At 69.2% G+C, this 24,658-nt stretch carries 30 protein-coding genes and 1 tRNA gene; 24 read left to right on the top strand and 7 right to left on the bottom strand.

The window, feature by feature from the left end; genetic code table 11:
• Positions 1-44: 44 nt before the first annotated feature.
• From OG241_RS29505 to OG241_RS29490, 4 genes are all read left to right on the top strand, one after another.
• On the top strand, positions 45-815 hold the full coding sequence (locus tag OG241_RS29505) for a siderophore-interacting protein (protein ID WP_405819441.1): 771 nt from the start codon (positions 45-47) through the stop codon (positions 813-815).
• A gap of 34 nt (positions 816-849) precedes the next feature.
• On the top strand, positions 850-1,443 hold the full coding sequence (locus OG241_RS29500) for an HhH-GPD-type base excision DNA repair protein (protein WP_405819439.1): 594 nt from the start codon (positions 850-852) through the stop codon (positions 1,441-1,443).
• Between the two features lie 118 nt (positions 1,444-1,561).
• Positions 1,562-1,906 carry a hypothetical protein gene (locus OG241_RS29495; RefSeq protein ID WP_405819437.1) on the top strand — a complete coding sequence of 115 codons (345 nt, stop codon included), beginning with the start codon at positions 1,562-1,564 and terminating at the stop codon, positions 1,904-1,906.
• Positions 1,907-1,981: 75 nt separating this feature from the next.
• The gene (locus OG241_RS29490; RefSeq protein WP_405819435.1) at positions 1,982-2,113 is read left to right on the top strand and encodes a hypothetical protein; all 132 of its coding nucleotides are present in this window, start codon (positions 1,982-1,984) and stop codon (positions 2,111-2,113) included.
• A 29-nt stretch (positions 2,114-2,142) separates the two neighbouring features.
• On the opposite strand, the gene OG241_RS29485 is transcribed toward OG241_RS29490, so the two are convergent.
• Entirely contained in the window at positions 2,143-3,852 is a 1,710-nt protein-coding gene (locus OG241_RS29485; RefSeq protein ID WP_405819434.1) for a helicase HerA-like domain-containing protein, read from the bottom strand.
• Positions 3,853-3,956: 104 nt separating this feature from the next.
• Here OG241_RS29485 and OG241_RS29480 point away from each other — a divergent pair, with 104 nt between their 5' ends.
• Entirely contained in the window at positions 3,957-4,253 is a 297-nt protein-coding gene (locus OG241_RS29480) for a type II toxin-antitoxin system VapB family antitoxin (protein WP_006377352.1), read from the top strand.
• Positions 4,254-4,363: 110 nt separating this feature from the next.
• Positions 4,364-5,017 (top strand): LytR C-terminal domain-containing protein, encoded by a 654-nt coding sequence (locus OG241_RS29475; protein ID WP_405819432.1) that lies wholly within the window; start codon positions 4,364-4,366, stop codon positions 5,015-5,017.
• A 44-nt stretch (positions 5,018-5,061) separates the two neighbouring features.
• Here the strand turns inward: OG241_RS29475 and upp are convergent, their stop codons facing one another.
• Complete coding sequence (gene upp / locus OG241_RS29470) at positions 5,062-5,697, bottom strand: uracil phosphoribosyltransferase (protein WP_405819430.1); 636 nt, start codon at positions 5,695-5,697, stop codon at positions 5,062-5,064.
• Positions 5,698-5,880: 183 nt separating this feature from the next.
• On the opposite strand from upp, the gene OG241_RS29465 reads away from it, so the two are divergent.
• From OG241_RS29465 to OG241_RS29425, 9 genes are all read left to right on the top strand, one after another.
• Positions 5,881-6,096, top strand: a complete 216-nt coding sequence (locus OG241_RS29465) for a hypothetical protein (protein ID WP_405819429.1) — start codon at positions 5,881-5,883, stop codon at positions 6,094-6,096.
• A 262-nt stretch (positions 6,097-6,358) separates the two neighbouring features.
• A complete protein-coding gene (locus tag OG241_RS29460; protein WP_405819427.1) occupies positions 6,359-6,907 on the top strand; it encodes a hypothetical protein in 549 nt (182 codons plus the stop codon).
• Between the two features lie 62 nt (positions 6,908-6,969).
• Entirely contained in the window at positions 6,970-7,404 is a 435-nt protein-coding gene (tadA, locus tag OG241_RS29455; protein ID WP_405819426.1) for a tRNA adenosine(34) deaminase TadA, read from the top strand.
• A 48-nt stretch (positions 7,405-7,452) separates the two neighbouring features.
• Positions 7,453-7,537: transfer RNA gene (locus OG241_RS29450), tRNA-Ser, on the top strand.
• Between the two features lie 116 nt (positions 7,538-7,653).
• Positions 7,654-7,830, top strand: coding sequence for a hypothetical protein (locus OG241_RS29445; RefSeq protein ID WP_405819424.1), 177 nt, complete (start codon positions 7,654-7,656; stop codon positions 7,828-7,830).
• A gap of 52 nt (positions 7,831-7,882) precedes the next feature.
• Positions 7,883-8,176, top strand: coding sequence for a Dabb family protein (locus OG241_RS29440; protein ID WP_405819423.1), 294 nt, complete (start codon positions 7,883-7,885; stop codon positions 8,174-8,176).
• A gap of 194 nt (positions 8,177-8,370) precedes the next feature.
• Positions 8,371-9,237, top strand: coding sequence for an RNA polymerase sigma factor SigF (locus tag OG241_RS29435; protein ID WP_405826479.1), 867 nt, complete (start codon positions 8,371-8,373; stop codon positions 9,235-9,237).
• 304 nt (positions 9,238-9,541) lie between these two features.
• Positions 9,542-10,459 carry an RNA polymerase sigma factor SigF gene (locus tag OG241_RS29430; RefSeq protein ID WP_319096541.1) on the top strand — a complete coding sequence of 306 codons (918 nt, stop codon included), beginning with the start codon at positions 9,542-9,544 and terminating at the stop codon, positions 10,457-10,459.
• A gap of 82 nt (positions 10,460-10,541) precedes the next feature.
• Positions 10,542-11,330 carry a hypothetical protein gene (locus OG241_RS29425; RefSeq protein ID WP_405819421.1) on the top strand — a complete coding sequence of 263 codons (789 nt, stop codon included), beginning with the start codon at positions 10,542-10,544 and terminating at the stop codon, positions 11,328-11,330.
• A 146-nt stretch (positions 11,331-11,476) separates the two neighbouring features.
• Here the strand turns inward: OG241_RS29425 and OG241_RS29420 are convergent, their stop codons facing one another.
• Complete coding sequence (locus OG241_RS29420) at positions 11,477-11,683, bottom strand: hypothetical protein (protein ID WP_405819419.1); 207 nt, start codon at positions 11,681-11,683, stop codon at positions 11,477-11,479.
• A gap of 240 nt (positions 11,684-11,923) precedes the next feature.
• Between OG241_RS29420 and OG241_RS29415 the strand changes: the two genes are divergently transcribed.
• The 3 genes from OG241_RS29415 to OG241_RS29405 are packed head-to-tail and all read left to right on the top strand — an operon-like array spanning position 11,924 to position 15,820.
• Positions 11,924-12,361 (top strand): MarR family winged helix-turn-helix transcriptional regulator, encoded by a 438-nt coding sequence (locus OG241_RS29415; RefSeq protein ID WP_405819417.1) that lies wholly within the window; start codon positions 11,924-11,926, stop codon positions 12,359-12,361.
• A gap of 57 nt (positions 12,362-12,418) precedes the next feature.
• Positions 12,419-14,947, top strand: coding sequence for an MFS transporter (locus tag OG241_RS29410; protein ID WP_405819415.1), 2,529 nt, complete (start codon positions 12,419-12,421; stop codon positions 14,945-14,947).
• Positions 14,948-14,953: 6 nt separating this feature from the next.
• Positions 14,954-15,820 (top strand): YceI family protein, encoded by an 867-nt coding sequence (locus OG241_RS29405; RefSeq protein WP_405819414.1) that lies wholly within the window; start codon positions 14,954-14,956, stop codon positions 15,818-15,820.
• A gap of 24 nt (positions 15,821-15,844) precedes the next feature.
• On the opposite strand, the gene OG241_RS29400 is transcribed toward OG241_RS29405, so the two are convergent.
• Both OG241_RS29400 and OG241_RS29395 read right to left on the bottom strand, forming a co-directional pair.
• Positions 15,845-16,234: a hypothetical protein gene (locus tag OG241_RS29400; RefSeq protein WP_405819413.1), complete on the bottom strand. Its 390-nt coding sequence runs from the start codon at positions 16,232-16,234 to the stop codon at positions 15,845-15,847.
• A gap of 80 nt (positions 16,235-16,314) precedes the next feature.
• On the bottom strand, positions 16,315-16,758 hold the full coding sequence (locus tag OG241_RS29395) for an ATP-binding protein (RefSeq protein WP_405819411.1): 444 nt from the start codon (positions 16,756-16,758) through the stop codon (positions 16,315-16,317).
• 152 nt (positions 16,759-16,910) lie between these two features.
• Between OG241_RS29395 and OG241_RS29390 the strand changes: the two genes are divergently transcribed.
• The 6 genes from OG241_RS29390 to OG241_RS29365 all read left to right on the top strand — a co-directional run bounded on the left by OG241_RS29390 (position 16,911) and on the right by OG241_RS29365 (position 21,965).
• Positions 16,911-17,762: a helix-turn-helix domain-containing protein gene (locus tag OG241_RS29390; protein ID WP_405819409.1), complete on the top strand. Its 852-nt coding sequence runs from the start codon at positions 16,911-16,913 to the stop codon at positions 17,760-17,762.
• A 10-nt stretch (positions 17,763-17,772) separates the two neighbouring features.
• Positions 17,773-17,982, top strand: coding sequence for a DUF397 domain-containing protein (locus tag OG241_RS29385; RefSeq protein ID WP_405819408.1), 210 nt, complete (start codon positions 17,773-17,775; stop codon positions 17,980-17,982).
• A 95-nt stretch (positions 17,983-18,077) separates the two neighbouring features.
• On the top strand, positions 18,078-18,512 hold the full coding sequence (locus tag OG241_RS29380; RefSeq protein WP_405819407.1) for a hypothetical protein: 435 nt from the start codon (positions 18,078-18,080) through the stop codon (positions 18,510-18,512).
• A gap of 67 nt (positions 18,513-18,579) precedes the next feature.
• The gene (locus OG241_RS29375; RefSeq protein ID WP_405819405.1) at positions 18,580-20,256 is read left to right on the top strand and encodes a DUF262 domain-containing protein; all 1,677 of its coding nucleotides are present in this window, start codon (positions 18,580-18,582) and stop codon (positions 20,254-20,256) included.
• Positions 20,246-21,442, top strand: coding sequence for a type II toxin-antitoxin system HipA family toxin (locus OG241_RS29370; RefSeq protein WP_405819403.1), 1,197 nt, complete (start codon positions 20,246-20,248; stop codon positions 21,440-21,442). Before OG241_RS29375 ends, OG241_RS29370 begins: the two co-directional genes overlap by 11 nt.
• Before the next feature lie 52 nt (positions 21,443-21,494).
• Positions 21,495-21,965 (top strand): PPOX class F420-dependent oxidoreductase, encoded by a 471-nt coding sequence (locus OG241_RS29365; RefSeq protein WP_006377355.1) that lies wholly within the window; start codon positions 21,495-21,497, stop codon positions 21,963-21,965.
• Positions 21,966-22,070: 105 nt separating this feature from the next.
• Here the strand turns inward: OG241_RS29365 and OG241_RS29360 are convergent, their stop codons facing one another.
• Both OG241_RS29360 and OG241_RS29355 read right to left on the bottom strand, forming a co-directional pair.
• Complete coding sequence (locus OG241_RS29360) at positions 22,071-22,883, bottom strand: TetR/AcrR family transcriptional regulator (protein ID WP_405819401.1); 813 nt, start codon at positions 22,881-22,883, stop codon at positions 22,071-22,073.
• Positions 22,884-23,012: 129 nt separating this feature from the next.
• Positions 23,013-24,563: an MFS transporter gene (locus OG241_RS29355; protein WP_405819399.1), complete on the bottom strand. Its 1,551-nt coding sequence runs from the start codon at positions 24,561-24,563 to the stop codon at positions 23,013-23,015.
• Positions 24,564-24,658: the final 95 nt, after the last annotated feature.

Raw genomic sequence — 24,658 nt, 5'->3', positions numbered from 1 at the left:
CTAAGTAAGTTGTGCCGGAATCGTACGCGAGGGGCGGAGAAGTCGTGGCGCAGGGGCAGCAGAGCCGGCAGGAACAGGGCCATGGCCACAGCCAGGGCCGTCGCGGCTGGGAGGGCGCTGTCCTCAAGCTCTTCCGGGGCAAGGACTTCCTCTTCACCGTGACGGACGCCGAGGACGTCACCCCGCACTACCGGCGCCTCCATCTCACCGACGGGGGCATGCTTTCGGCCACCGGCGTCCACCCCACGATGTGGGTGCGGCTCTGGTTCGACAACGCGGGCAAGCCGCACCAGCGGGCGTACACCCTGGTCGATCCGGACCCCCGGGCGGGCACGTTCAGCCTCGAATTCGCGCTCCACGAGGGATGCGCGAGCGACTGGGCGCGGACGGCGAAACCCGGCGACACCATCGAGGCGACGGTCCAGGGCACCGGCTTCACCCGCCCCGAACCGGACCCCTCGCACATCTTCGCGATCGGCGACCCGGCATCGCTGCCCGCGCTCAACTCCCTCCTCGACGCGTTCGGCTCGACCCCGGCGACGATCTGGTTCGAGTCGGACCACGGCACCGACGGCTACCCCTTCCGCACCACCCCCGGCCGTCACGACGTCCGCCCGGTGCCCCGCCGGGACACGGGCGCCCACCTGGTCGCCGAGGTCCGCTCGGCCTTCCCGGACCTCCTGACGCGCACCGCCGACTCGTACGTGTGGATCGCCTGCGACACGGCCACGACCCGGGCCCTGACGAGCTACTTCCGCAAGGACGCGGGGCTGCCGAAACAGCGAGTGCACGGGCTGGGGTACTGGCGGCCGTAGGGCACCCCTGCCCCGATCGAGGCATGATCGAGCCATGGACGTCACTCTCCACCTCGCCCAGGACCCCGAGGCCGACGCGCTCCTCGGCCGCAGTGCGCTCGCCGCGCTGACCGGAATGCTGCTCGACCAGCAAGTTCCGATGGAGTGGGCGTTCAGGGGACCTGCGACCATCGCCCAGCGACTGGGCGCCGACGACCTCGACGCGCACGAGATCGCGGCGTACGACCCCGACGCCTTCGCCGCGCTCCTCTCCGACAAGCCGGCCGTGCACCGGTACCCCGGCTCGATGGCCAAGCGGGTCCAGCAGCTCTGCCAGTACCTCGTCGAGCACTACGACGGCGACGCCGAGGGCGTCTGGCGGGACGCGACGACCGGCCAGGAACTGCTCAAGCGCCTCGGCGACCTGCCCGGCTTCGGCAAGCAGAAGGCCCAGATCTTCCTGGCCCTGCTCGGCAAGCAGCTCGGCGTACAACCCAAGGGCTGGCGTGAGGCCGCCGGTGCCTACGGCGAACCGAAGTCCTTTCGCTCCGTCGCCGACATCACCGGCCCGGAGTCCCTGGTCAAGGTGCGCGCCCACAAGCAGGAGATGAAGGCCGCGGCGAAGGCGGCGAAGGCCGCCGGCAAGTAGGCGCCCGCGACACCGGCCCCCAGCCGGTGGGCCGCCGGTAGACCGCCGGTAGGCCGAGTGAGCGGATCTCGGGCCCGGAAGGATCAGCCCCGTCCGTGCGGCGGGGAGATCACCTCCCATGAGCCCCGCCGCGCGCACCCCGTACGCCTCGTACGCCGTTCGCCGGACCGCCTGGCTCCGGGCCGTCGTCCTGCTGCTCACCCTGCTCGCCCTGCTCGTGCCGGGGACGGCAGCACAATGCGGAGCGGCCGAGTCGGTCGTTTCGAGCGGTACAGCCGCCGAGCACGACGTCCACGACAGCGCCCTGCGCCCGCCGGCCCGGTACGGCCACCGCGGCGTCGTAGCCCTGCGCCCCGTACCCGGCCCGCGGGCGGCACGGCGCGCGCCGGCGCGGACGACCCACCCGCTCCCCGTACCGCCACGGTCCACGCCCGCCCCGCGCTCGGTGGTCCTGCGCTGCTGACAGCACCGGCTCCCCGGTCCATCAGTCAGTACCCCCAGCCCACCCAGCACGCCACACGGGACAAGGAACACCGCCATGGCGATCGACCCCTACGCGGTCCTGCGCGCCCTTCTGCGCGCCGAGGCCGCCCGCAACACACCGAAATCGCAGGAACCGCAGGTGAAGGGAGCCGAGCGGCAGCGGCCCCCGGAGAAGCGGGGCCGCTGACCGGGCGGCGGGGGCGGGGCCCCGGTGGGCTACCGCCTCCGCCGTGCCGTACCGAAGACGGAGCGGGTGATCTCCCGGCCGATCTGGGTGCCCAGGGAACGGGCCAGGGACTTGAACATGCCACTGCCCACCACCTGTTGGACGACAGAGCCGCCATCGTCCGACTCCCTCGGCTCCCTGGACTCCTTCGGCTCTTTGGACCTGCTGGGACTGCTGGGACTGCTGGGCTCCTTGGACCTCATCTCGTCCGGGCCCTTGGCTCCGCCGGAGGTCTGCGCGGCCGTCAGTTTCTCGTAGGCCGACTCTCTGTCCACAGCCTGTGCGTAACGGTCGTAGAGCTTCGAGGACCTGACCGCCTGGTCGAGAACGGCCGCGTCGACGGGGCCCATCAGGGACTCGGGCGCGCGCAGGCGGGTCGCGGCGACCGGAGTCGGGGCGCCCTTCTCGCTCAGGACGGTGACCACCGCCTCGCCCGTCCCGAGGCCGGTGAGCAGCTCCTCCAGGTCGTACGCCGAGTTCGGGAAGGTCTGCACGGTGGCCCTGAGGGCCTTCTGGTCGTCGGGGGTGAAGGCGCGCAGCGCGTGCTGGACGCGGTTGCCGAGCTGGGCGAGGACGTCGGCGGGCACGTCTCGCGGGGTCTGCGTCACGAAGAACACGCCCACCCCCTTGGAGCGGATGAGGCGGACGGTCTGTGTGATCGCGTCCAGGAACGCCTTCGACGCGTCCTTGAAGAGCAGATGCGCCTCGTCGAAGAAGAAGACGAGCCTGGGCTTGTCGGCGTCGCCGACCTCCGGGAGGTCGTGGAAGAGGTCGGCCAGGAGCCACATCAGGAAGGTCGAGAACAGCTGCGGCCGGTCCTGGACGGCGGGCAGTTCGAGCACCGAGACCACGCCCCGGCCGTCCGGGGCCGTGCGCAGCAGCTCGGCCGTGTCGAACTCCGGTTCGCCGAAGAAGTCCGCCATGCCCTGTGCCTCGAAGGCGGTGAGGGAACGCAGGATCACCCCGGCCGTGGCCGTCGACAGCCCGCCGATGTTCTTCAGCTCGGGCTTGCCCTCGTCGGAGGTGAGGAACGCGACGACGGCCCGCAGGTCCTTCAGGTCGACCAGGTCCAGCCCCTTCTGGTCGGCGTAGTGGAAGACCAGGCCGAGCGACTGCTCCTGGGTCTGGTTGAACTGGAGCACCTTGGACAGCAGCACCGGGCCGAAACTGGTGATCGTGGCCCGCACCGGGATGCCGTGGCCGAGACCGCCGAGCGCGTAGAACTCGGCGGGGAAGCCGGTCGCCGTCCACTTCTGGTGCACCTCGGCGGCCCGGGCGGCGACGCGGTCGTTCGCCCGCCCTCCCTCGCCCGTCTGCCCCGGCGCGGAGATGCCGGACACGTCACCCTTCACATCGGCCAGGAAAACGGGCACACCTTGGGCGCTGAGCTGTTCGGCGATCAGCTGGAGTGTCTTCGTCTTGCCGGTGCCGGTGGCCCCCGCGACCAGACCGTGCCGGTTGAGCATGGGGAGCGGGATACGGATCTGGGCGTCCGGGAGGCACGTCCCGTCCCACAGCAGGGCGCCCAGATCGAGTGCCGGGCCGGTGAAGGCGTACCCGGCGGCGATCTCCAGGGCCGGCTGGGGGAGCGCGGGAGCGCTCCCGGGCGTACGTGGTGGTGAGTCGGGCGCGTTTGCCGGTGGCATGGGCTCCGCGGGGGCCTTCGCGGCGGCCGAAGGCACGGTCTCGCTGTCGCTCATGTCGGGCCCCTCTTCCGGTTTGCACCGATTTACAGCATCTTTTCCAGCGTCGCACTCCGTCTCCATGGCTGCGCCCGGAACGTCTGGACCGGTAGGCTTTCCGTGTGATCTTCAAGCGCATCGGAAACGGCCGGCCGTACCCCGACCACGGCCGGGAAAGCACCCGGCAGTGGGCGGACGTCGCGCCGCGCCCGGTCCGCCTCGATCAGCTCGTGACGACCAAGGGCCAGCTCGACCTGGAAACCCTGCTCGCCGAGGACTCCACGTTCTACGGCGACCTCTTCGCGCACGTCGTGAAGTGGCAGGGCGACCTGTATCTGGAGGACGGTCTGCACCGCGCGGTCCGGGCGGCCCTCCAGCAACGCCAGGTACTGCACGCCCGCGTCCTCGAAATGGACTGACGGCCGTCCACACCGTCCTCACGACGCTTATTGGCCCTTTCGGGTAGTACTGCGGCCGGGTCAATGATCATTTAGTAGGCATCACCGCCCGGGCGCACTACGCTGCGCCCATGAGCATGCTGACTCCCCCCGGAATGGGCGGCCAGTACCGCATCACGGGGGACAAGTACCCGCGGATGCGCCGACCCCGGGGACGCCGCAAGTTCGTGTTCGGACTCGTGGCCTCCATCGTCGCCCTCGGCCTGATCGGCTGGGGCACCTTGCAGCTCATCGACGTCTTCACCGGCGGCGGCAGCAAGGCCACGGCCGCGGGCCCCAAGACGGACTGCGCGACGAAGGCGTCACCGACGCCGACAACACCGCCGAGGACCGTCAGAGCGCTGCCCAAGCCCAACCGGATCACCGTCAACGTGCTGAACGCCACGCCCCGCAGTGGCCTCGCCAAGCAGGCGGCGGACGAGCTGCGCAGGCGCGGCTTCCGCATCGGCGACGTCGGCAACGCGCCCAAGGCCTACGACAAGAAGATCGCCGGAACCGGCATGGTGCTCGGCGCGAAGTCGGCCGCCGAGGCCGCCCTGCCCGTGCTCGGCACCCAGCTCGCCGGCGCCCAGGTGAAGACCGACACCCGCGCGTCGGCCACCGAGGTCGACCTGCTCATCGGCACCGCCTTCACGGCTCTGACCAGCAAGAAGGACGCCGACCAGGCCCTGGCCGCACTGGCCGGTCCGGCGCCGGCGCCCTCCAGCACCCCGAAGAGCTGCTGACCGCTGAGCCTCGTGCTCCCGTACGTCTGTAGCTGTGGCGGGTGCTACTCGGCCGCGCCGTACAGCCGGTCGCCCGCGTCTCCGAGGCCCGGGACGATGTAGCCGTGCTCGTTCAGGCGCTCGTCCACCGAGGCCGTCACGACCGTGACCGGGGTGCCCGCCAGCTCGCGTTCCATGATCTCGACGCCCTCCGGGGCGGCCAGCAGGACCACGGCCGTCACATCGTCGGCGCCGCGCTTGATCAGCTCGCGGATCGCCGCGACCAGGGTGCCGCCGGTGGCGAGCATCGGGTCGAGGACGTACACCTGCCGCCCGGAGAGGTCCTCCGGCATACGAGTGGCGTACGTCGACGCCTGGAGCGTCTCCTCGTCGCGCACCATGCCCATGAAGCCCACCTCGGCGGTCGGCAGCAGCCGCATCATGCCGTCCAGCATGCCGAGGCCGGCCCGCAGGATCGGCACCACCAGCGGGCGCGGGTAGGACAGCTTGACGCCCGTGGTCGGGGCGACCGGCGTCGTGATGTCGACCTGTTCGGTACGCACGTCGCGCGTGGCCTCGTAGGCGAGCAGGGTGACCAGCTCGTCGGCGAGACGGCGGAAGGTCGCGGAGTCGGTGCGCTGGTCGCGCAGCGTGGTGAGCTTGTGGGCGACCAGAGGGTGGTCGACGACGTGGAGACGCATGGCCCTAACAGTAGCCGTGGTCCCGTACAGCGGCTCTGCTCCCCCGTGCGGCGGTTCCGGTTCCCACTACAGCCGTTCCGGTGCCCCGTACAGCGGCGTCGCTCCCCGTTCACCCTCCCGGTGGCATCAAACCGCCCACCGGAGGGAAGGTGGGAGAGACGCACCGACTGGGGGTGTCTGCCCATGCCTGACCCTGAACCCTTCCGTGAACCCGCCCGTGAACCCGACCGGGACCGGGACCAGAAGGCGTCGGAGACCGAGGCCGAACGGCGTCGGCGCCGGGCCGTCTTCCTGCGCGAACTGACCGAGGCGCGCGAGTTGCGCGACCGTGTCCAGCCCCGCCGCGCCAAGACCGCCCGCCTCCGCCACGCCATGCGCATGCGTACGTTCCGCTGGTAGCAGGCGCGTTGGGGGGTGGCCGTGCGGGCATCCCGAGGGAAGCCCGTTACGATCCGCTGGTGGCGGCGACGACAGTGCTGCTGAAGGACTCGGTCCACGAGCGATCAAAAGAGCCGGACACAGGGTGCCGAAGACGTCCCCTGAACGCTCCGTTTCTGCCACGATGCCGAGTGGGCGGGCCTCGGCACACAGCGTTCCCCGCTCACGAACTCCGCCGGGAGGACCCCCAACCGGCACGCCTAGGACCAGTGGGAGAGTCACGGTGTACTTCGCCGCACTGCTCGCGCGCACCGAAGACGGGTGGGAAGCGAGCGACAAAGAGCTCGACGACGTGGAAACACTGTCGGACCTGGCCGAACTGGCCCGTGAAGCCTCCCCCGAGGACGACACGGTGCTGGTGCTCATCGAGCAGGAGGACGCCTGGTTCGGCGTCGTCCGCATCGACGGCGAGGACGACCCCCGTATCTACGTCTCGGACGCCGCCGCCGCTGCCCGTAGTTCGTACGGCGAGATTCTGCTCACGGCCGAGCTGCTCGGCCGCGATCCGGACACCGACGAGCCGGATCTCGACGCCCTCGACCTCGACGGCACCGAGGACGGTGAGTCGGACGCCGATCCGGACACCGACGAAGACGACGAGGAGGCCGGTACGTCCGCCGAAGCGGTGCCGCACGGCCCCGTAGGGGACCCGGAGATCCTCGACGACCTCGGCGTCGGCAAGAAGGAACTGAGCGCCCTGGACGCCGACGACGCGCTGGGCGCGATCGCCGAGGCCCTGGGAGCGTCGGAGGTCCTGGAGACGGTGCGCTGAGCGAGGAGGGCCTGATCGGCGAGAGGCCGCCCGACCCCGTACGGGATCCCTGGCGGGCCGCGATGCGGCTCGCCCTGGCCGAGGCCGCGAAGGCCGTCCTCGGCGGTGACGTCCCCGTGGGCGCCGTCGTCCTGGCCGCCGACGGCACGACGGTGCTCGCGACCGGGCACAACGAGCGCGAGGCCACGGGCGATCCGACCGCGCACGCGGAGGTCCTCGCGGTCCGGCGGGCCGCGGCGGAGCTCGGCGAGTGGCGGCTGTCCGGCTGCACGCTCGTCGTGACGCTGGAGCCCTGCACGATGTGCGCGGGCGCCCTCGTGCAGTCCCGCGTGGACCGCGTCGTCTACGGGGCCCGCGACGAGAAGGCGGGCGCGGCCGGCTCCCTCTGGGACGTCGTACGCGACCGTCGCCTCAACCACCGCCCCGAGGTGATCGCCGGAGTCCTCGCGGAGGACTGCGCCGGCCTCCTCACCACGTTCTTCCGCGACGGCCGCTGACGAAATCGGATTTCGGAGCACGCCACACCTTGCTGTAAGGTCTCCCTCGGTAGCGTGTCCGAGCGGCCGAAGGAGCTCGCCTCGAAAGCGAGTGTGGCGCAAGTCACCGAGGGTTCAAATCCCTCCGCTACCGCTGTAGAAGGGCCTCGCCGAACGGCGGGGCCTTTCGTGCGACATCGGTCGGGATCGGTCGTGTGTCGTGCGGTCGGTTCTGGTCGGGTCTGAGTCGGGTCTGAGGGGGAGGCCGCCGTGGCGGTGAATTCGAAGAAGATAGCCGTCTACGTCCTCGTGGTCTTCGTGGCGTACGTGATCATCACGGACCCGTCGAAGGCGGCCGACTACGTCCAGATAGCGTTCGAAGGAATCTCGAACGCGGCCCGTGCCATAGGTGACTTCATGACCTGGGTCGCCGACGGCGCCAAGTAGCCACCAGCCAGCCGGCCCACTACCCAGCCCACGCAGCAGCCGAGGAGTTCACGTGATCCGCCATCTGGTCCTCTTCAAGCTCAACGAGGGCGTCCAGCGCGACGAACCGCGGGTCGTGGCGGGTGTCGAGGCCTTCCGTGCCCTGTCCGGCCAGATCGACGAACTCCGCTTCTGGGAGTGCGCCTGGAACATCACCGACCGCCCCATCGCCTACGACTTCGCGATCAACTCGGCGGTCGACGACGTGGACGCGCTGAAGCGGTACCTCGAACACCCGGCACACCAGGCGGCCGCCGGACAGTGGCGCGAGTTCGCCACGTGGGTGATCGCCGACTACGAGGTCTGACCGTACGGCAGCACGGCCGCACGGACCGCCCCACACCGGAACGGTGTGGGGCTTTTCTGCGTCTTGTGCACCAACCATCCGTCAACACGGTGTTATGGGGTGCTTGCACACAGTGCACATGTCTTGTGATGCTATGACCGCTTTTGACGGATGAGTTGACGATGAGTTGACCGTTGGGTTTGACCGATGAAGAGGTGGCGTTGACCGTGTCGGCCAGTACTGCGCCACCCCAGGAAGCCCCCACCCAAGAAGCCCCCGCCCAGGACATCGCACCTCAGGAGCCCGCGCCCCAGCGGAGTCGGGGCGCTGACACCCGGGCACTCACCCAGGTGCTCTTCGGTCAGCTCAAGATGCTGGATCCCGGTACGCCGGAGCACAACCGCGTACGGGGGGCGCTCATCGAGGCGAACATCCCGCTCGTGCGCTACGCGGCCGCCCGCTTCCGCTCCCGCAACGAGCCGATGGAGGACGTCGTCCAGGTCGGCACCATCGGGCTGATCAACGCCATCGACCGGTTCGACCCCGACCGGGGCGTGCAGTTCCCCACGTTCGCGATGCCGACCGTCATCGGCGAGATCAAGCGGTACTTCCGGGACAACGTCCGCACGGTCCACGTACCGCGCCGGCTGCACGAGTTGTGGGTGCAGGTCAACGGGGCGACCGAGGACCTGACAACGGCCTTCGGACGCACTCCGACGACCGCCGAGATCGCCGAGCGGCTGCGCATCAGCGAGGAGGACGTGCTGTCCTGCATCGAGGCCGGCCGCTCGTACCACGCGACGTCTCTGGAGGCCGCCCAGGAGGGCGACGGCCTGCCCGGCCTGGTCGACCGCCTCGGCTACGAGGATCCCGCGCTGGACGGCGTGGAGCACCGCGACCTGGTTCGCCACCTCCTGGTCCAACTCCCGGAACGCGAACAGCGCATCCTCCTGCTGCGTTACTACAGCAACCTCACCCAGTCGCAGATCAGCGCGGAACTGGGCGTCTCCCAGATGCACGTGTCCCGGCTACTGGCCCGTAGCTTCGCGCGACTGCGCTCGGCGAACCGCGTCGAGGCGTAGTCGCGGTCGACGTCCGAGCCGCCCTCCCCGGCGTATCCGGATACAGGATCGAGTTGTCACCTGGGAGAGCGAATCACTCAAGGGCGAACTTCCCGGTATTTCTGGGCTGAAAAACCGTCACACCCCCTTTTTCCAGGGCGGATTCGCACTCCACTTGTCGACATGTCACTACAGCGTGTTGCCGACATGTGACATTCTGCCGGAAGAGCGTTTGCCGTGGCTTCGGCTCCGGTATTCAGGTGAAGGCTGCGTTCCTCAGATCGGGAACGTCCGCCGCGACCGTCCGCGACCCAAAGGGGGTGGCATGTCCGCAGACCAGGGCAGCTCCAAGGTGCTCACGCTCACAAAGAGCGAGTCGGCGCCCGCCGAGCTTCACGACGTCCCGGCCCTTGTAGTGGAGGTCGAGGCAGAGGCGACCCCGGCCGTCCAGGCCCTCCCGGCTCCTCCGCCGACCACTGGCGCCATCGACACCAGGACCCTGTCCCGTTCCCTGTTCCTGCGGCTCGCCGCCCTCGACGAGAACAGCCCCGAGCGTGCGTACGTCCGGGACACCCTCATCGAGCTGAACCTCCCCCTCGTCCGGTACGCGGCGGCCCGCTTCCGCTCCCGGAACGAGCCGATGGAGGACATCGTCCAGGTCGGCACCATCGGCCTGATCAAGGCGATCGACCGCTTCGACTGCGAACGCGGTGTCGAGTTCCCGACGTTCGCGATGCCGACGGTCGTGGGCGAGATCAAGCGCTTCTTCCGCGACACCTCGTGGTCTGTGCGTGTGCCGCGCCGGCTGCAGGAGCTGCGCCTGGCCCTCACCAAGGCCAGCGACGAACTCGCCCAGAAGCTGGACCGGTCCCCCACGGTCCCCGAACTCGCCGTGGTCCTGGGCGTGTCCGAGGAGGACGTGGTCGACGGCCTCGCGGTCGGCAACGCCTACACGGCCTCGTCCCTCGACTCCCCGGCCCTGGAGGACGACGGCGGCGAGGGCTCCCTGGCCGACCGCCTCGGCTACGAGGACACGGCGCTGGAGGGCGTGGAGTACCGCGAGTCCCTGAAGCCGCTGCTGGCCAAACTTCCGCCGCGCGAGCGCCGGATCATCATGCTGCGCTTCTTCGCCAACATGACCCAGTCACAGATCGGCGAGGAGGTCGGCATCTCCCAGATGCACGTGTCACGCCTCCTGACCCGGACCCTGACCCAGCTCCGCGAGGGCCTGATCTCCGACTGAGGTCCGGACACGCTCCGGTCGACGTACGGCCAAAGTCCGACCGAGGGTTCACTTCTGACGGAGCATCAGCGACGATGTCGCGATGCTTCGACAGACCCGCGCGACGCATGACCGCCGGGGCGCCATCGCCCTGACCACCTCGGCGGCCGTCGTGACCTGCGTCCTGGCAGGGGTGTTGGCGGCGTGCGGGAACGGCGGCGGACACGACGAGGGGTACGTCCCGGTCGAGCGACCGGGGATCGGCGGTACGGCGATCGCTCCCACCGGGGAGGTGACGTTCGTACCGCTGGAAGGACCGGAGGGACGGCAGCCGGAAACTCCGGCTCCCAACCCGCCCGCCGGGCAGGCCAGTCGACCGCGCACCCCTGCGACAGGACCCGGGGCAGCGCCGCCAGCCCCTCCAGGAGGCGCCGACTCCGGCCGGACGAGCACGGGTTCAGCGTCCCCGGGGACGGCACCGGAGCAGCCCCAGACACCCACATCGAGTGTCACACCGGGGCCGACAACAGCGACACCAACACCTCCGACGACACCCACAACTCCGGCGCCCTCAACGCCCGCCGGTCCCGCGCGCCTGACCACGGGTGCGCTGGTACGAGAGTCCACGGACAGACGCTGGTGCGAGAAGGCGACGCTCCCCTTCCACAACACCGGCGGCTCACCGGTGCGTTCGGGCACGGTGACCTTCGGCACGCACATCATCGACCTGCTCGGCATCGACTGGGCGACCATCGAATCGACGGTGCCGCTCCCGACGCCGATCGGGCCGGGGGCTGGGCGCGAGCAGAGCTGGACGGTGTGCGTGGAGGAGTGGCGCGTGCCGTGGGGCATGCGGGTGGAGACGCGGGTGGTCGGGGTGGAGTGGGAGTAGGACCGGCCCGGAGGGGACGATCCTCGGCGCCCGGGGTGAGCTGGGTCTCCGGTTCGGCCGTAGGACGGGGAGCGGCCGAGCCTATGCGTGGCGCCCGCTGCTCCGCCGTGCACCGACGGCCCGGCGGTCACGTCCTCGCGTAGGCCCTACTTCAGCGCCAGCCAGGCCACCGCCGCGATCACCAGCACGGCGACGACGACGCCGACGATCAGGCCGATGCGGGGGCCCGTCGGCGCAGGTGCCTGGGGGCCGCCGGCCTGAGGGGTCTCGTCGACGAACGCTCGGAACATCTGGGTGCTGCCCGCGGGGTCGTAGTTGCCCTCGGGGCCCTGGGGGTTGGGGGTGTTGGCCATGGTGCGAGACCCTAGCGAACTCGACGGGGCGTGCCCAAGCTGCCCCCCTCTCTCACCCATCTCACCTGCACGTTTACGTTCGCCAATGCTTGCCTTTGCCAAGTTTTTAGCCCAACCCCTCCCCATTTCATTTGCCTGTAGCAACCAATCTTTTCTATGGTTGCCCCAAGCAACGAATAACTGGACACCGGAGCAGGACTCACAGGACTGCACTCGGGGGGACTGCACTCAGGGGGTGTGATGGCCGAGCAGACGCAGTACGAGGAGCTGGTGCGTCAGTTCAGCGCCTTCGGGGCCGTGAAACGGGAGATGGGGCGGATCATGCCGCCCGAGTGTCCCGGCGGTTCCGCCAGCGTGCTGACGCTGCTCGGCCGGTACGGGGACATGCGGATGAGCCGGCTCGCCGAGCTGCTCGCCGTCGACATGTCCGTCACCAGCCGCCATGTCGCCCACGTCGCCGAACGCGGCTGGATCGAACGGCTCCCCGACCCTGCCGACAAGCGCTCCCGCATTTTGCGGCTGACCCCTTCGGGGCACGCGCAGATCGGCGAGCTGTCCCGACGGACCACCGAACTGCTCGCCCACCGGCTCGCCGACTGGAGCGACGAGGAGGTCGGACAGCTCGCCCGCCTCATGGGGCGGCTCCGGGAGAGCTTCGGTACGCAACAGACGCCGTAGCAGCAGTAGCAGCCGTAGCAAACGACGTACAAGACGCAGCACAGACAAGGAAGTTCAATGGCAACGACCACACCGGCCGGTGTGCGGGCGGCACACGCCAAGCACGGAGGAGGCTCGCACGGGTCCGCCGACGGCGCGCCGATGTCGCACCGGCAGATCATGGAAGCGCTCACCGGGCTGCTGCTCGGTATGTTCGTGGCGATCCTGTCGTCGACGATCGTCTCCAACGCCCTGCCCGACATCATCAAGGACCTCGGAGGCGGGCAGAGCGCCTACACCTGGGTCGTGACCGCGTCGCTGCTCGCGATGACCGCGTCCACCCCGCTGTGGGGCAAGCTCGCCGACCTCTTCTCCAAGAAGCTGCTGATCCAGTTCGCGCTCGTCATCTTCGTGCTGGGCTCGGCAGCCGCCGGCCTCTCGCAGAACGCGGGCATGCTCATCGGCTTCCGTGCCGTGCAGGGCGTCGGCATGGGCGGTCTCTCCGCCCTCGCCCAGATCATTCTCGCGGCGATGATCTCCCCGCGTGAGCGCGGACGCTACAACGGCTACCTCGGCGCCACCTTCGCGACCGCGATGGTCGGCGGCCCGCTGATCGGCGGGGTCATCACCGACACCAGCTGGCTCGGCTGGCGCTGGTGCTTCTACGTCGGCGTGCCCTTCGCCGTGATAGCCCTCATCGTGCTCCAGCGGACCCTGCACCTGCCGGTCGTCAAGCGCAAGGCCAAGGTCGACTGGACCGGCGCCTTCTTCATCACCGCGGCCGTCTGCCTGCTGCTGGTCTGGGTGACCTTCGCCGGCGACAAGTACGACTGGGTGTCCTGGCAGACGTACGCGATGATCGGCGGCACGGTCGCGCTGCTCGGAGTCTTCGTCCTCGTCGAGTCGAAGGCCAGCGAGCCGATCATCCCGCTGCGGCTCTTCCGCAACCGCACGATCACCCTGGCGTCGCTCGCGTCGCTCTTCGTCGGCGTCGCGATGTTCGCGGGCACCATCTTCTTCAGCCAGTACTTCCAGCTGGCCCGGGACAAGTCGCCGACCATGTCCGGCGTGATGACGATCCCGATGATCGGCGGTCTGTTCGTCGCCTCCACCGTCTCCGGGCAGGTCATCACCCGTACGGGACGCTGGAAGGCGTGGCTGCTCTCCGGCGGTGTGCTGGTGACGGCCGGTCTCGGTCTGCTGGGCACCCTGCGCTACGACACCCCGTACTGGCACGTCGCCATCTACATGGCGCTGCTCGGGCTCGGCGTCGGCATGATGATGCAGAACCTCGTGCTCTGCACCCAGAACCAGGTGTCCCCCTCCGACCTGGGTGTCGCCAGCTCGGTGGTCACCTTCTTCCGTTCCCTCGGCGGTGCGATCGGCGTCTCCGCGCTGGGCGCGGTCCTCAGTCACCGGATCACCGACCACCTCAAGGACGGTCTGGCGACCATCGACCCGAAGTACGCCGCGGGGCTCTCCGGTTCCACCAACAACACCATCCCCGACCTCGACGTGCTGCCCGCGCCGCTGCGCTCGGTCATCGAGGGCGCGTACGGCCACGGCATCGGCGACGTCTTCCTCTACGCCGCCCCGGCCGCCCTGCTCGCGCTCGTCTTCTCCCTCTTCATCAAGGAGGTCCCGTTGCGGACCAAGGGCGCGCTGGCGCAGGCCGCGGAGGACAAGCAGGCCGCACTCGGGCCGGTAGCCCCGGTAGCCTCTGTGGCCCCGGTCGCCCCGAGCACCGAGGCTGTCGAGACGGAGAAGGCGCCCGCCGCCGCCGTCGCCACGGTGGCTGTCGCGACCGCCGAGACCGGCGAGACCGGCGATGTGCCTGCCGGTGGTGGGATTCCGGTACGTGGTCACGTGCGCGGTGCCGAGAGCGCGCCCGTTCCGCAGGCCGCCGTCACGCTGATCTCCCTCACCGGACGTCAGCTGGGCCGCGCAGTCGCGCAGGGCGACGGCGCCTACGCGCTGGACGCGCCCGGCACCGGTTCGTACGTACTGATCGCCTCGGCGGACGGGTTCCAGCCGCAGGCCTCGACCGTCGTCGTGAACGGCGAGCCGGTCTCGTACGACATCCTGCTCAGCGGCACCAGTGGCCTCAGCGGGCTGGTGCGCGGCACCGAGACCGGGGTGCCCGTCAAGGACGCCATGGTGATCGTCACCGATGTGCGCGGGGATGTACTGGCCACCGGGACCACCGGTGAGCAGGGCGAGTTCACGTTCGCCGAGCTGGTGCCGGGTGCCGTGACCGTCGCCGTGAACGCTGCCGGATACCGGCCGCGGGCGCTGCCCGTCGAGGTCGGCGGCACCGGGGTCACCCGGGTCGAGGTGGAACTGGCGTCCGGGGCGCACGTCCAGGGTGTCGTACGGGCGCCGCACGGGCCGCTCGGGGACGCGCGGGTCACGCTCGTCGACGCGGCCGGCAACGTGGTCGGCTCGTCGACGACCGGTACGGACGGGGCGTACGCCTTCACCGATCTGGACAGCGGCGAGTACACGGTCATCGCGACCGGCTACCCGCCGGTGGCCACCGCCCTGACCGTCACGGGCCCCGGCGCCGACGACCACGACATCGAGCTCGCCCACCCGGGCGGGGAGTAGCGGGACATGAGCAGCACCACAGAGGTCGCAGGGGTCACAGGGGTCACGGGGCTGAGTGCGCGGGTTCGTACTCGGGACGGGTGGGCCGTGTCGCATGCCGTCGTCACCGTGACCGACATGACCGGTCAGCAGGTGGTGCGTGCCGGGGCGGACGCGGACGGGGTCGTGCGCGACGCGACCCCGCTCGCGCCCGGCGCGTACACCGTGATCGTGACGGCTGTCGGCTACGCGCCCACCGCGTCCAGCGCCATCGTCACCGTGAGCGGCCGCGCCGAGGTCGGGACCGTCACGCTCGCCCGGCTGGGCGGCGGCGCCGAACTGCCGCCGCCGGGACCGTGGACCGTCGACCCGGCCCACTCGTCCGTCGGGGCGCTCGCCCAGCATCTGGGCATCTCCAGCGTGCACGGACGGTTCACCGAGTTCACGGCGACGATCGAGATCGCGCCGGACGACATCGCCAAGTCCCGTGTGGAGGCGGTCATTTCGGCGGCCTCCATCGATACGGGCAACGGCACGCGGGACGACCATCTGCGGTCCGCCGACTTTCTGGACGTGGACACCCACCCCGAGATCACGTTCCACTCGACGGGCCTCACCCCGGCCGCCGGTCCCGACCGCTGGACCGTCCACGGCGAGCTGACCATGCGCGGTGTCGTACGGCCCGTCGACCTCGACCTCGCCTATCTCGGCACCGGCGCCGACCCCTGGGGCGGCACCCGGGCCGCGTTCCGGGCGACGACGGAGCTGCGGCGCGAGGACTTCGCCATGAACTACAACCAGGTGGTGCGAGCGGGGATCGCGGCGATCGGTACGACGCTCAAGGTGGAGCTGGACATCCAAGCCGTGCGGGGGGATGCACTACCGACGGTGTAACCGATCGAGGGGACCTCCAGGGGACTACAGCAGGCGCAGCAGACGGGACGGGACGAAGAGGTGCCGTACTCGGTGTTCCTCGGCGTTCATCACGGCGGCGGGCATCCGGTCGGGCCGTCCCTCCGCTCTCGCCAGGGCATCCTGGCGTTCGGCGCAGGTTTCGCAGGCGGGATCCCAAGGGGGCAACAACTCGGGGTGTGCGTCGGCGAGATGGCGGCCGAGTCTGAGCTGCGTTCCCAGCACGCTGTCGGTGAAGTCCCAGTCGACGGAGGAGTCCTCGGCCGTCAACCCGGCCACTTCGGCCTGTACGTGACGCATCCCCTCGTAGAGCCGGACACAGTCGGCGCAGTCCCACATCCAGTCGGGGAGGAGGGGCCACTGTTCCGCGGCCCCGTTGTTCTCACCACTACTCAAGCTGCTCTCCATACCGCTTCCCGCCCCAGGTTTCCGTTGTCCGTCAGCTCGGATCCCTCTCCAGAACCGATCGGTCTCACTCACCCGCCCACCTCGAACCACAGCAACTTCCCGGCACCGCGATCGAGCATGCCGTCCCCGAGGGACCGGCCGCCCCAGCAGTCGGCGTACTCCTGCACAAGGCGCAGCCCACGCCCGCCCTCGCCGTCGACCGGTGCGAGCGGGACGCGGTCGCGGGGCGGCGACCCGAAGGGGGCGGGAACACGCGGGTGACTGTCCCAGAGGCCGACGCGCAGGCGGCCGTCGTCGAGGGCGGTGAGGCGGAGGGAGGCGGGGCCGTTGGTGTGCCGGTAGGCGTTGGTGACCAGCTCGGAGGTCAACAGCTCAACGGCGTCCAGGACTTCGGACCTGCCGTGGCTGTCCAGCACCGACCGTACGGTCACACGTGCGACCCGTGCCGCGCGCGGGTCGTGGGGAAGGCGAAGGGCATACGTCCAGGTGTCGGGCGGGGATACGGTGCGCATGAAGGGCTCCTACGGTGGAGGAACTTGGCTCAGTGGCTTGGGTTTCACCGTAGCGGCATCCGTAGAATGGTTTCTACGTAATCTGCTGATGCATCCGACTGTGCACTCGTGTGGGTGACCCTGTACGAAGCAAGGCAAGGGAGCGGAAGAACATGCCCCCACGGCAGACACCCACGGCACGCCAGTTGCGCCTGGGTGCGGAACTACGAAAGCTGCGCGAGAACGCGGGACTCACCGCCCGGGAAGCCGGCGAGATGATCGGCGCGAACCAGGCGCGCATCAGCAACATCGAGACAGGCCGTTTCGGCCTCAGCGAACAGCGCGTCCGCACGCTCGCCCACAACTACGACTGCACGGACTCGGCCCTGGTCGACGCGCTCGTGGCCATGGCGGCGCGCCGGGAACGCGGCTGGTGGGAGGAGTACCGGGACACGCTGCCGCCGCGCTTCCTGGACGTCGCAGAGATGGAGCACCACGCCGTCGCCCTGCGCGTGGCACAGGTCATCAACATCCCCGGTCTGCTCCAGACCCCTGAGCACGCGCGGGCCCTGTTCCGCCAGGTGGTCCCGGAGTTGCGGCCGCACGAGATCGAGTACCGCGTCTCCCACCGGATCAAGCGCCAGGTCGTGCTCCACCAGGAACAGCCGCCCGCGTACACGGCGATCGTCCACGAGGCAGCTCTACGCATGCGGTTCGGCGGGCCGGAAGTGGCCCGTGCCCAGTTGGACCACCTGGCCAAGCTGAGCGAATTGCCACACGTCACGCTCCGGGTGATCCCGTTCGACGGCACGGCGTTCCCCACGGTCGGCCACGGGCTGGACTACACGTACGGGCCCGTACCCGCGCTCGACACCGCACAGCTGGACGCGGCCCACGGCAGCGAACTCATCGATTCCGTCGCACAGTTGGCCAAGTACCGACTCATCCTCGACCGCATGCAGGAGGTCACCCTCGAGCCCGGGGCCTCTCGCGACCTCATCCACCGCATCGCCCAAGACACCTGAAAGCCGAGCCATGACCAGACTCAACTGGCAGAAGTCCACGTACAGCGAGGAAGCGTCCTCGTGCGTCGAGATGGCCCCTACCCCCACCACCATCCACATACGCGACTCCAAGACCCCCGCCAGCCCCCACCTCACCCTCAGGCCCACCACCTGGGCGGATTTCCTCTCCGACGTGACACAGCGCTCTTCCTGGAGGTGCCCGGCGACGATGGCGAACTAGCGCCGGACGACGAGGAGTCGAAAACTCTTGACAGACGCCGAAACACCAGCAACAGTTTACCGAGATTTCCCAGTTTACTGAGTGAAATGGGCTCGATGAACGAACCGTCGCACACCCTCCACGTCGACACCGAAGTGTTCGCCAAGCTCCAGTCCTTGGCGGAGCCCTTCGTGGACACGCCGAACAGCACTCTGCGGCGACTGCTCGGCCTCACCCCCGCTCCCACAGGGGGACACGCATCATCCCCCTCCCCTATCAACCCGCTGCACTCTCCTCGCGACCCGTCGCACTCGCTCGCCCCGCTCATTGAGGACGGCCGCCTGTATGTCGGCCAACGGCTCGTCTGGCACCGGCGCAACCTCGGCCGTACGCACCATGTGGTCGTCGTCGAGGGCGGCGGCCTCCGGCTCGACGACGGCACCGTCCACTACACGCCGTCCAGCGCGGCGACTGCCCTCGCGGGCAACCAGCAGAACGGATGGAAGGTACTCGCCACAGAGGCCGGCATCTTCTTGAAGGACCTGCGATGAACTCGCCGCCGGAACCCGGTTCCCGCCGCAGACCGACCTACGATATGTGCGTCCCAGGAGGCGGATCATGGCGGGAGTAACCCAGCCGAAGGTAAGTCGCGTCGCGCCGCCTCAGCTCGTGGACTGGGCCAGGAGCGGACGTATCCGGATTCCGCGTTTCCAGCGTTCTTACCGCTGGGAGTACACGGACGCCGAGAAGCTCTTCGACAGCATCCTGCGTGGCTACCCCATCGGGAACCTGCTGATGTGGCGCAAACCTGCACCCGCCGCCGAAATCGACCTCGGTGAACTCCGCATCAGCGCGCCAGCGGTTTCGGATGCGCTGTCGGTCGTCGATGGCCAGCAACGCCTCACCACACTCATCGGCGCATTGACCGCGTCCGAGGAGACCGTGGACCGACGGTTCCGGATCTTCTACGACCTGCGGGACAAGAAGTTCCTGTCGACGCCGCACTCGCAGAAGCCCCGCGACCACTGGCTGCCCGTCTGGGTCGCCGGTGACAACCGTCGGCTGATCGCCTGGCAGCGCGAGCGGAGCTGGCTGACGCCGGAGGATTACGACCTCTGCGACGAGGTCACCACGGCCATCCGGACGTACGAGATCCCCATGTACGAGATCGAAGGCGACGACGAGCAGGCACTGCGCGAGATCTTCGACCGGATGAACACATTCGGCAAGCGGTTGAACCGAGCGGAGATCTTCCAGGCTCTGCACGCCGGCCCCCTCGACGTGCAGCCATCCGGGCTTGACGCGCTGCGAGAGCGGGTCTCGGGCCTGGACTTCGGGGACTTCACCACTCAGATACTGATGCAGAGCGTGATGGCCGTGCGCGGCGGCAAGGTGGACCGCGACTTCCGGCACGAGTTCGACAACGACGCGGACAGGCAGCACGCGTTCGCCGTGACGGAGAAGGCACTGCGGGTGGTCGTCGACTTTCTCCGCGAGGAAACCGGAATTCCCCATCTACGATTGCTGCCGTACGCGCTCTTCGTGCCGGTACTCGCGCGGTACGCAGCGATCTTCGGACGGCCCGAGGGGCGGGGAGCCGAACTGCTGCGGCGCTGGATTTGGCGCGGGTCAGCAATGGGGGCAGCGCCACAGGGCAACACGGTGGCCTTGCGGCGCAATGCGACGGCGATTTCGGGCGACCCGGTCCTGAGTGCGCAGCGGTTGCTGAAGATGCTGCCACCAGGTGGCGAGCAGTGGACCCCCGACCTGTCACAGACGGCGCTCAACCGTGCCCAGGCAAGGCTCAACATGCTGGGGCTACTGTCTCTTCACCCGGTGCTGCTCACCGATTACTGGGACGAAGACGGCAACCGGCATACGCCGGGCACACGTATTGACCAGCCTCGGCTACTGGCCGCCCTGCTCGCGGGCAAGACCTCACCGTTGGCGCCAATCCTGAGCGGCTGGGAGAAGGGCATGGCGAACCGGATCGTCCACCCGCCAGTGGACAAGCAGGTCGATGTGCTGTCCCTGTTGGCGACTCAGGGGCCGGAGGCGCTCCGCTCGCACTGCTTCGACGAGAACGAACGCGTGTCCTACAACCCGGACGGGACCGGGTCCCTCCTCATGCGCGCGGACGTTGTCCGCAAGGTCATCGCCGACCACGTCCAGAGCATGGCCCTATGGGGCTTCTCCGACGGCCCGGACCCGGAATCGTGGTTCGGCGAAACATCCTTCGACCCGGACGACTTCTTTGTCCCGGACGAACTATCCGGAGGCAACAATGCAGCGTGACGTCACCGCGTCCGTGTTCCTGCGCAAGCGCCGAATCGGCGTACTCGGCTATCACGACGGCAACACCTGGTTCGAGTACCAGGACCTGAGCGCCGATCACCCCGTCCTCGGACAAGGCTTCGAGCGCGACCCGCGCAAGCGCCGGACGGCAAGCGGCAGTGTCCCCGAATGGTTCGCGAACCTGCTGCCGGAGACCGGCAGCGGGCTCCGGCAGCAGATCGCACGTGAACTGGGCAAGCAGAAAATTCACGACTTCGTCTTGCTCAGCCACCTCGGGGACGACCTTCCGGGGGCAGTTCGTGTTGTACCTGACGTACCACTGCACGGCCTGCCCGACCATGAGAGCACGGACGACTGCGCACACGATCACGCGCTTCGGTTCTCGCTGGCCGGCGTACAGCCGAAATTCTCCATGCGGTACGAGGGCAAGGCACTGGTGCTGCCCGCGACCGGCATCGGTGGCGACTGGATCGTGAAGCTCGCCGACCAGCGTTTCTCCGGCGTGCCTGCCAATGAGCACGCGATGCTCCAGTGGGCGGGCCGGTCGGGGATCGACGTTCCTGAGTCCCGGCTCGTCGTCGGCGCGGACATGCAGAATCTGCCCGAGGGATCGATCGACCCCGGCGAACAGGCCCTTGCTGTCAGCCGATTCGACCGTACGGATAGCGAAGGCCGAGTGCACCAGGAGGACTTCGCCCAGGTCCGCGAAGTCGCCATCGACGCCAAGTACGACAAGGCAACGTACGAGGGCATCGGCCGGGTAATCAGGGCGGTCTGCCCACCCGAGGACACGATCGAGTACGTACGGCGGCTGGTGGCGGTCGTGGTCATGGGCAATGCGGACGCGCACTTGAAGAACTGGACGCTGCGCTACCCCGACGGGAGGCAGGCCCGGCTGTCGCCAGCATACGACCTGGTGTGTGTCACGGCGTACCCGAAGATCGACCCGAAGCTCGCCTTCCCACTGGGCGGCACGGTCAGGTCTGAGGCCGTCACTCGACGCAACTTCCTCGGCCTGTCCCCAGCCCTCGGCCTGCCCGAGGAGCAGATCGTCGACACGGTCGCGGAGACTGCAGACGCCATGGCCAGCTCTTGGCCTAGCGTGCAACGGGACTTCCCCGTACCGGACTTCGTCACCTCGACGATCAATGACCGGTTGCGTACGCTCCCACTGCTGCACCCCTGAAAAGCTCCCGGGAGGGAGGGGCAACGCACGGACCTGTGCCTAGGCTGGCCACATGGCACCGAACATCGCTACGAATACCGCCGTGTCCCTGGCCGAGCTGCTCGACTTCGTACGGCCCCGCCACCGGGCGATCCTCCTCACCCGGCGCGCGGACGGGTCCCCGCAGGCCTCGCCGCTTACCTGCGGGGTCGACGACTCGGGGCGGGTCGTCGTATCGACCTACCCCGAGCGCGCCAAGACGCGCAACGCCAAGCGGGACGAGCGCGTCAGCCTGCTCGTGCTGAGCGACGACTGGAACGGGCCGTGGGTCCAGATCGACGGCACGGCGGAGGTCATCGACTCCCCGGAGTCGGTCGAGCCGCTCGTCGAGTACTTCCGGAACATCTCGGGTGAGCACCCGGACTGGGACGAGTACCGCGCGGCCATGGTGAAGCAGGGCAAGTCGATCATCCGGGTCACACCGGAGAAGTGGGGGCCGGTTGCCACCGGCGGCTTCCCGGCGAGGCTTGCGCCGCAGGGGTAGGCGGGGAAACGGGGGTCGGCGGCAACGAGGCTCGGGTTCGATGAGGTGAGCCTCGCCCTGGGGGCTCCGCCCCCAGACCCCCGGTCGCGCTGAACGCGCTCGTCCTCAATCGCCGGACGAGCTGGAGATGCCGGGCGGCGCACTCTCGTCGTCCTGCCTCGCCACCATCGCCTCGATTCCCGCCACCAGCAGCTCCAGCGCGAAGTCGAAGTCCCGGTCGCGCATCTCCTGCACCGTTCCGCCGCCCCTCGCCGCCATCATGTCCGCCGACTCCCGCATGAGATCGGCGACCTCGGGGGCGGCCCCGGCCGTGCTCATGGCGTGCTGGAAGAAGGCGTCCTGGGTCATGCCGGCGTCGTTGCAGCGGGTGATGAAGTGGCCCTCGATCGTGCCGAACCCGTACACGAACTGGAAGACGGCGGCGATGGCGCCGGTGAGGCCTCGCGCGGGCAGGCCGGTGCGTCGGATCACGCGCTGGACGGCACGGGAGAAGGCCTGCGCGTGTGGGCCGATGTTGAGGTAGGTCCCGGTGAGCGGTGACACCCAGGGGTGGCGGACCAGCAGGGCGCGGTACTCGCCGGCCAGCATCCGGAGCTGGTCGCGCCAGTCCTCGTCGTCGGCCTCCGGGTCGGGCAGGCGCAGTTGGGCGCTGGCCGCGTCGAGGGCGAGTTCGAGCAGGTCGTCCTTGGTGTCGACGTACCAGTACACCGACATCGCCGTGACGTTCAGCTCGGCGGCCAGCCGCCGCATCGAGAACTTGGCGAGCCCCTCCGCGTCCAGCAACCGAACGGTCACCTCGGTGATCCGGTCCCGGTCCAGCCCCGACGGCTGACCGGCGCGACCGCCACTGCTCCGGCGCACGGCTTTACCGTCCAACCAGACGCTGGTCCGCGCCGGCCCTTCAACTGGCTTCGCCATGGCGCACCTTCCGAAACGTACGTTCACTTGCGAAGATGCTAGGCCGAAGCCGACCTGAAGGGGCGCGGGGAACTGCGCGAGAAACCACGACGGACCCACAGCCGCGCGGCACACCGAACCCCCGAACTCCTACGCGGCCTTCACCTGCTCACCGGGCCCACCCGGGACACCCGGCTCCCCCTGTTCCCCTCGCTCAGCCCTGCGCAGCAGCAACGCCGCGACCACACCACCCAGCAACACCGCCCCCGCCCCCACCAACTGACTGGTCTCCAGGCCGGACGCGAACGCCTCCGTGATCCGTGCCCTCTCCGCCGCCGACCCCGCCTCCGCCAGCGCCCCCGGCAGGGACACCGCGGCAACGGAAACCAGCACAGCGAACCGCGCGTTCAGCACCGCGCCGAGCACCGCGACCCCGAGCCCCTGCCCGAACTCCGCCACCGTGCCGTTGATCCCCGCCCCGACTCCGGCCTTCTCCGGCGGAATCGAGCTCATGATCGCGTGCGCCATCGCCGGGCTGGCAATCGCCGCCCCCGTCCCGATGAGCAGCAGGCCCAGCAACGTACCCGCGTAACCGCCGGAGGCAACCGTCGCGATGGAGACGAGGCCGCACGCCATCAGCGTCATGCCGAGCCCGATGGCGAGGGGCGTCCCGAGCCTGGCCGCCCATTTCGCCGACACACCGGTGAAGTTGAGTGCGACGATCGCGAGCGCGAGCGGTGCCGTGCGCAGCCCCGCCTCCAAGGGGCCGTAGCCGAGCACGAACTGCATGTGCTGGGTGAGCAGGAAGAGCGAACCGCCCATCCCGAACGTGATCAGCACCGCGCCCGCGACCGCACCCGTGAACCGCCGGTTCCTGAAGAAGTGCATGTCGAGCATGGGGTACGGGATCCGGCTCTCCCAGTACGCGAAGGCGCCCAGCACCACGACCGCGACGGCCGCCGGCGCCAGCACCCGGCCCGACGTCCAGCCGTGTTCCGGGCCGGAGATGATGGCGAACACGAGCGAGGACATGCCGATCGTGGAGAGCAGCGCGCCCAGGAGGTCCGGGCGTTCGCCGGTCGGGTTCTTCGACTCGGGTACGAGGGCCACGACCGCCACCAGCCCCAGCGCCGCGACCGGGATGTTGATGAGGAAGATCGCGCCCCACCAGAAGTGGTTCAGCATGAAGCCGCCGATGAGCGGTCCGGTGGCGAAGCCGAGCGAGTTGACCGCGGCCCAGATGCCGATGGCCTTCGGCTGCTCCTCGGGAGTGAAGATCTGCATCGCCACGGCGAGGGTGGTCGTCATCAGCAGCGCGCCGCCGACGCCCATCCCGGCACGCGCCGCGATCAACTGGCCTGTGCTGTCGGCCAGTCCGGCGGTCAGTGAGCCCAGGCCGAACAGGGCGAGGCCCGCGACCAGCATTTTCTTGCGGCCGTAGCGGTCGGCCGCGCTGCCGGCGGTGAGCAGCAGGCCCGACTGGACCAGCGAGTACGCGTTGATCATCCACTGGATGTCGGAGGTACCGGCGCCCAACTCCCGGGTGAGGGAGGGGATCGCGACGTTCAGGACGGTGTTGTCGAGCAGCACGGTGAGCTGCGCGAGACAGATGACACCGAGGATCAGCCAGCGTTGGGGGTGGCCCTGGGCGGGCGGAGACTCCAGGGGGTTCGCCTGGGGTGCCTGGGGGGACGTAGACATGTTGTACACCGTAGAACGGTTCCTGTACGGCGTACAGGAAATAAAGGGCGGTGGGCCCGGAGCGAGATCGCTCGCTCCGGGCCCACCGCCACGCA

Origin of the sequence: Streptomyces sp. NBC_01390 (genome assembly GCF_045040105.1) — a bacterium.
Classification (GTDB): domain Bacteria; phylum Actinomycetota; class Actinomycetes; order Streptomycetales; family Streptomycetaceae; genus Streptomyces.
Note: the sequence above shows the minus strand (reverse complement) of the source record. Positions and strands in the feature narration are given on the sequence as shown.

What these genes read in the sequence shown, in the direction of transcription:
- OG241_RS29415 (WP_405819417.1), top strand. Translation starts at nt 11,924, where the DNA reads ATGGCCGAGCAGACGCAGTACGAGGAGCTGGTGCGTCAGTTCAGCGCC.
- upp (WP_405819430.1), bottom strand. Translation starts at nt 5,697, where the DNA reads ATGCGTCTCCACGTCGTCGACCACCCTCTGGTCGCCCACAAGCTCACC.
- OG241_RS29500 (WP_405819439.1), top strand. Translation starts at nt 850, where the DNA reads ATGGACGTCACTCTCCACCTCGCCCAGGACCCCGAGGCCGACGCGCTC.
- OG241_RS29370 (WP_405819403.1), top strand. Translation starts at nt 20,246, where the DNA reads ATGCAGCGTGACGTCACCGCGTCCGTGTTCCTGCGCAAGCGCCGAATC.
- OG241_RS29385 (WP_405819408.1), top strand. Translation starts at nt 17,773, where the DNA reads ATGACCAGACTCAACTGGCAGAAGTCCACGTACAGCGAGGAAGCGTCC.
- OG241_RS29430 (WP_319096541.1), top strand. Translation starts at nt 9,542, where the DNA reads ATGTCCGCAGACCAGGGCAGCTCCAAGGTGCTCACGCTCACAAAGAGC.
- OG241_RS29465 (WP_405819429.1), top strand. Translation starts at nt 5,881, where the DNA reads ATGCCTGACCCTGAACCCTTCCGTGAACCCGCCCGTGAACCCGACCGG.
- OG241_RS29380 (WP_405819407.1), top strand. Translation starts at nt 18,078, where the DNA reads ATGAACGAACCGTCGCACACCCTCCACGTCGACACCGAAGTGTTCGCC.
- OG241_RS29375 (WP_405819405.1), top strand. Translation starts at nt 18,580, where the DNA reads ATGGCGGGAGTAACCCAGCCGAAGGTAAGTCGCGTCGCGCCGCCTCAG.
- OG241_RS29420 (WP_405819419.1), bottom strand. Translation starts at nt 11,683, where the DNA reads ATGGCCAACACCCCCAACCCCCAGGGCCCCGAGGGCAACTACGACCCC.
- OG241_RS29360 (WP_405819401.1), bottom strand. Translation starts at nt 22,883, where the DNA reads ATGGCGAAGCCAGTTGAAGGGCCGGCGCGGACCAGCGTCTGGTTGGAC.
- OG241_RS29475 (WP_405819432.1), top strand. Translation starts at nt 4,364, where the DNA reads ATGAGCATGCTGACTCCCCCCGGAATGGGCGGCCAGTACCGCATCACG.
- tadA (WP_405819426.1), top strand. Translation starts at nt 6,970, where the DNA reads ATGCGGCTCGCCCTGGCCGAGGCCGCGAAGGCCGTCCTCGGCGGTGAC.
- OG241_RS29365 (WP_006377355.1), top strand. Translation starts at nt 21,495, where the DNA reads ATGGCACCGAACATCGCTACGAATACCGCCGTGTCCCTGGCCGAGCTG.
- OG241_RS29495 (WP_405819437.1), top strand. Translation starts at nt 1,562, where the DNA reads ATGAGCCCCGCCGCGCGCACCCCGTACGCCTCGTACGCCGTTCGCCGG.
- OG241_RS29390 (WP_405819409.1), top strand. Translation starts at nt 16,911, where the DNA reads ATGCCCCCACGGCAGACACCCACGGCACGCCAGTTGCGCCTGGGTGCG.
- OG241_RS29395 (WP_405819411.1), bottom strand. Translation starts at nt 16,758, where the DNA reads ATGCGCACCGTATCCCCGCCCGACACCTGGACGTATGCCCTTCGCCTT.
- OG241_RS29490 (WP_405819435.1), top strand. Translation starts at nt 1,982, where the DNA reads ATGGCGATCGACCCCTACGCGGTCCTGCGCGCCCTTCTGCGCGCCGAG.
- OG241_RS29425 (WP_405819421.1), top strand. Translation starts at nt 10,542, where the DNA reads ATGCTTCGACAGACCCGCGCGACGCATGACCGCCGGGGCGCCATCGCC.
- OG241_RS29405 (WP_405819414.1), top strand. Translation starts at nt 14,954, where the DNA reads ATGAGCAGCACCACAGAGGTCGCAGGGGTCACAGGGGTCACGGGGCTG.
- OG241_RS29485 (WP_405819434.1), bottom strand. Translation starts at nt 3,852, where the DNA reads ATGAGCGACAGCGAGACCGTGCCTTCGGCCGCCGCGAAGGCCCCCGCG.
- OG241_RS29355 (WP_405819399.1), bottom strand. Translation starts at nt 24,563, where the DNA reads ATGTCTACGTCCCCCCAGGCACCCCAGGCGAACCCCCTGGAGTCTCCG.
- OG241_RS29410 (WP_405819415.1), top strand. Translation starts at nt 12,419, where the DNA reads ATGGCAACGACCACACCGGCCGGTGTGCGGGCGGCACACGCCAAGCAC.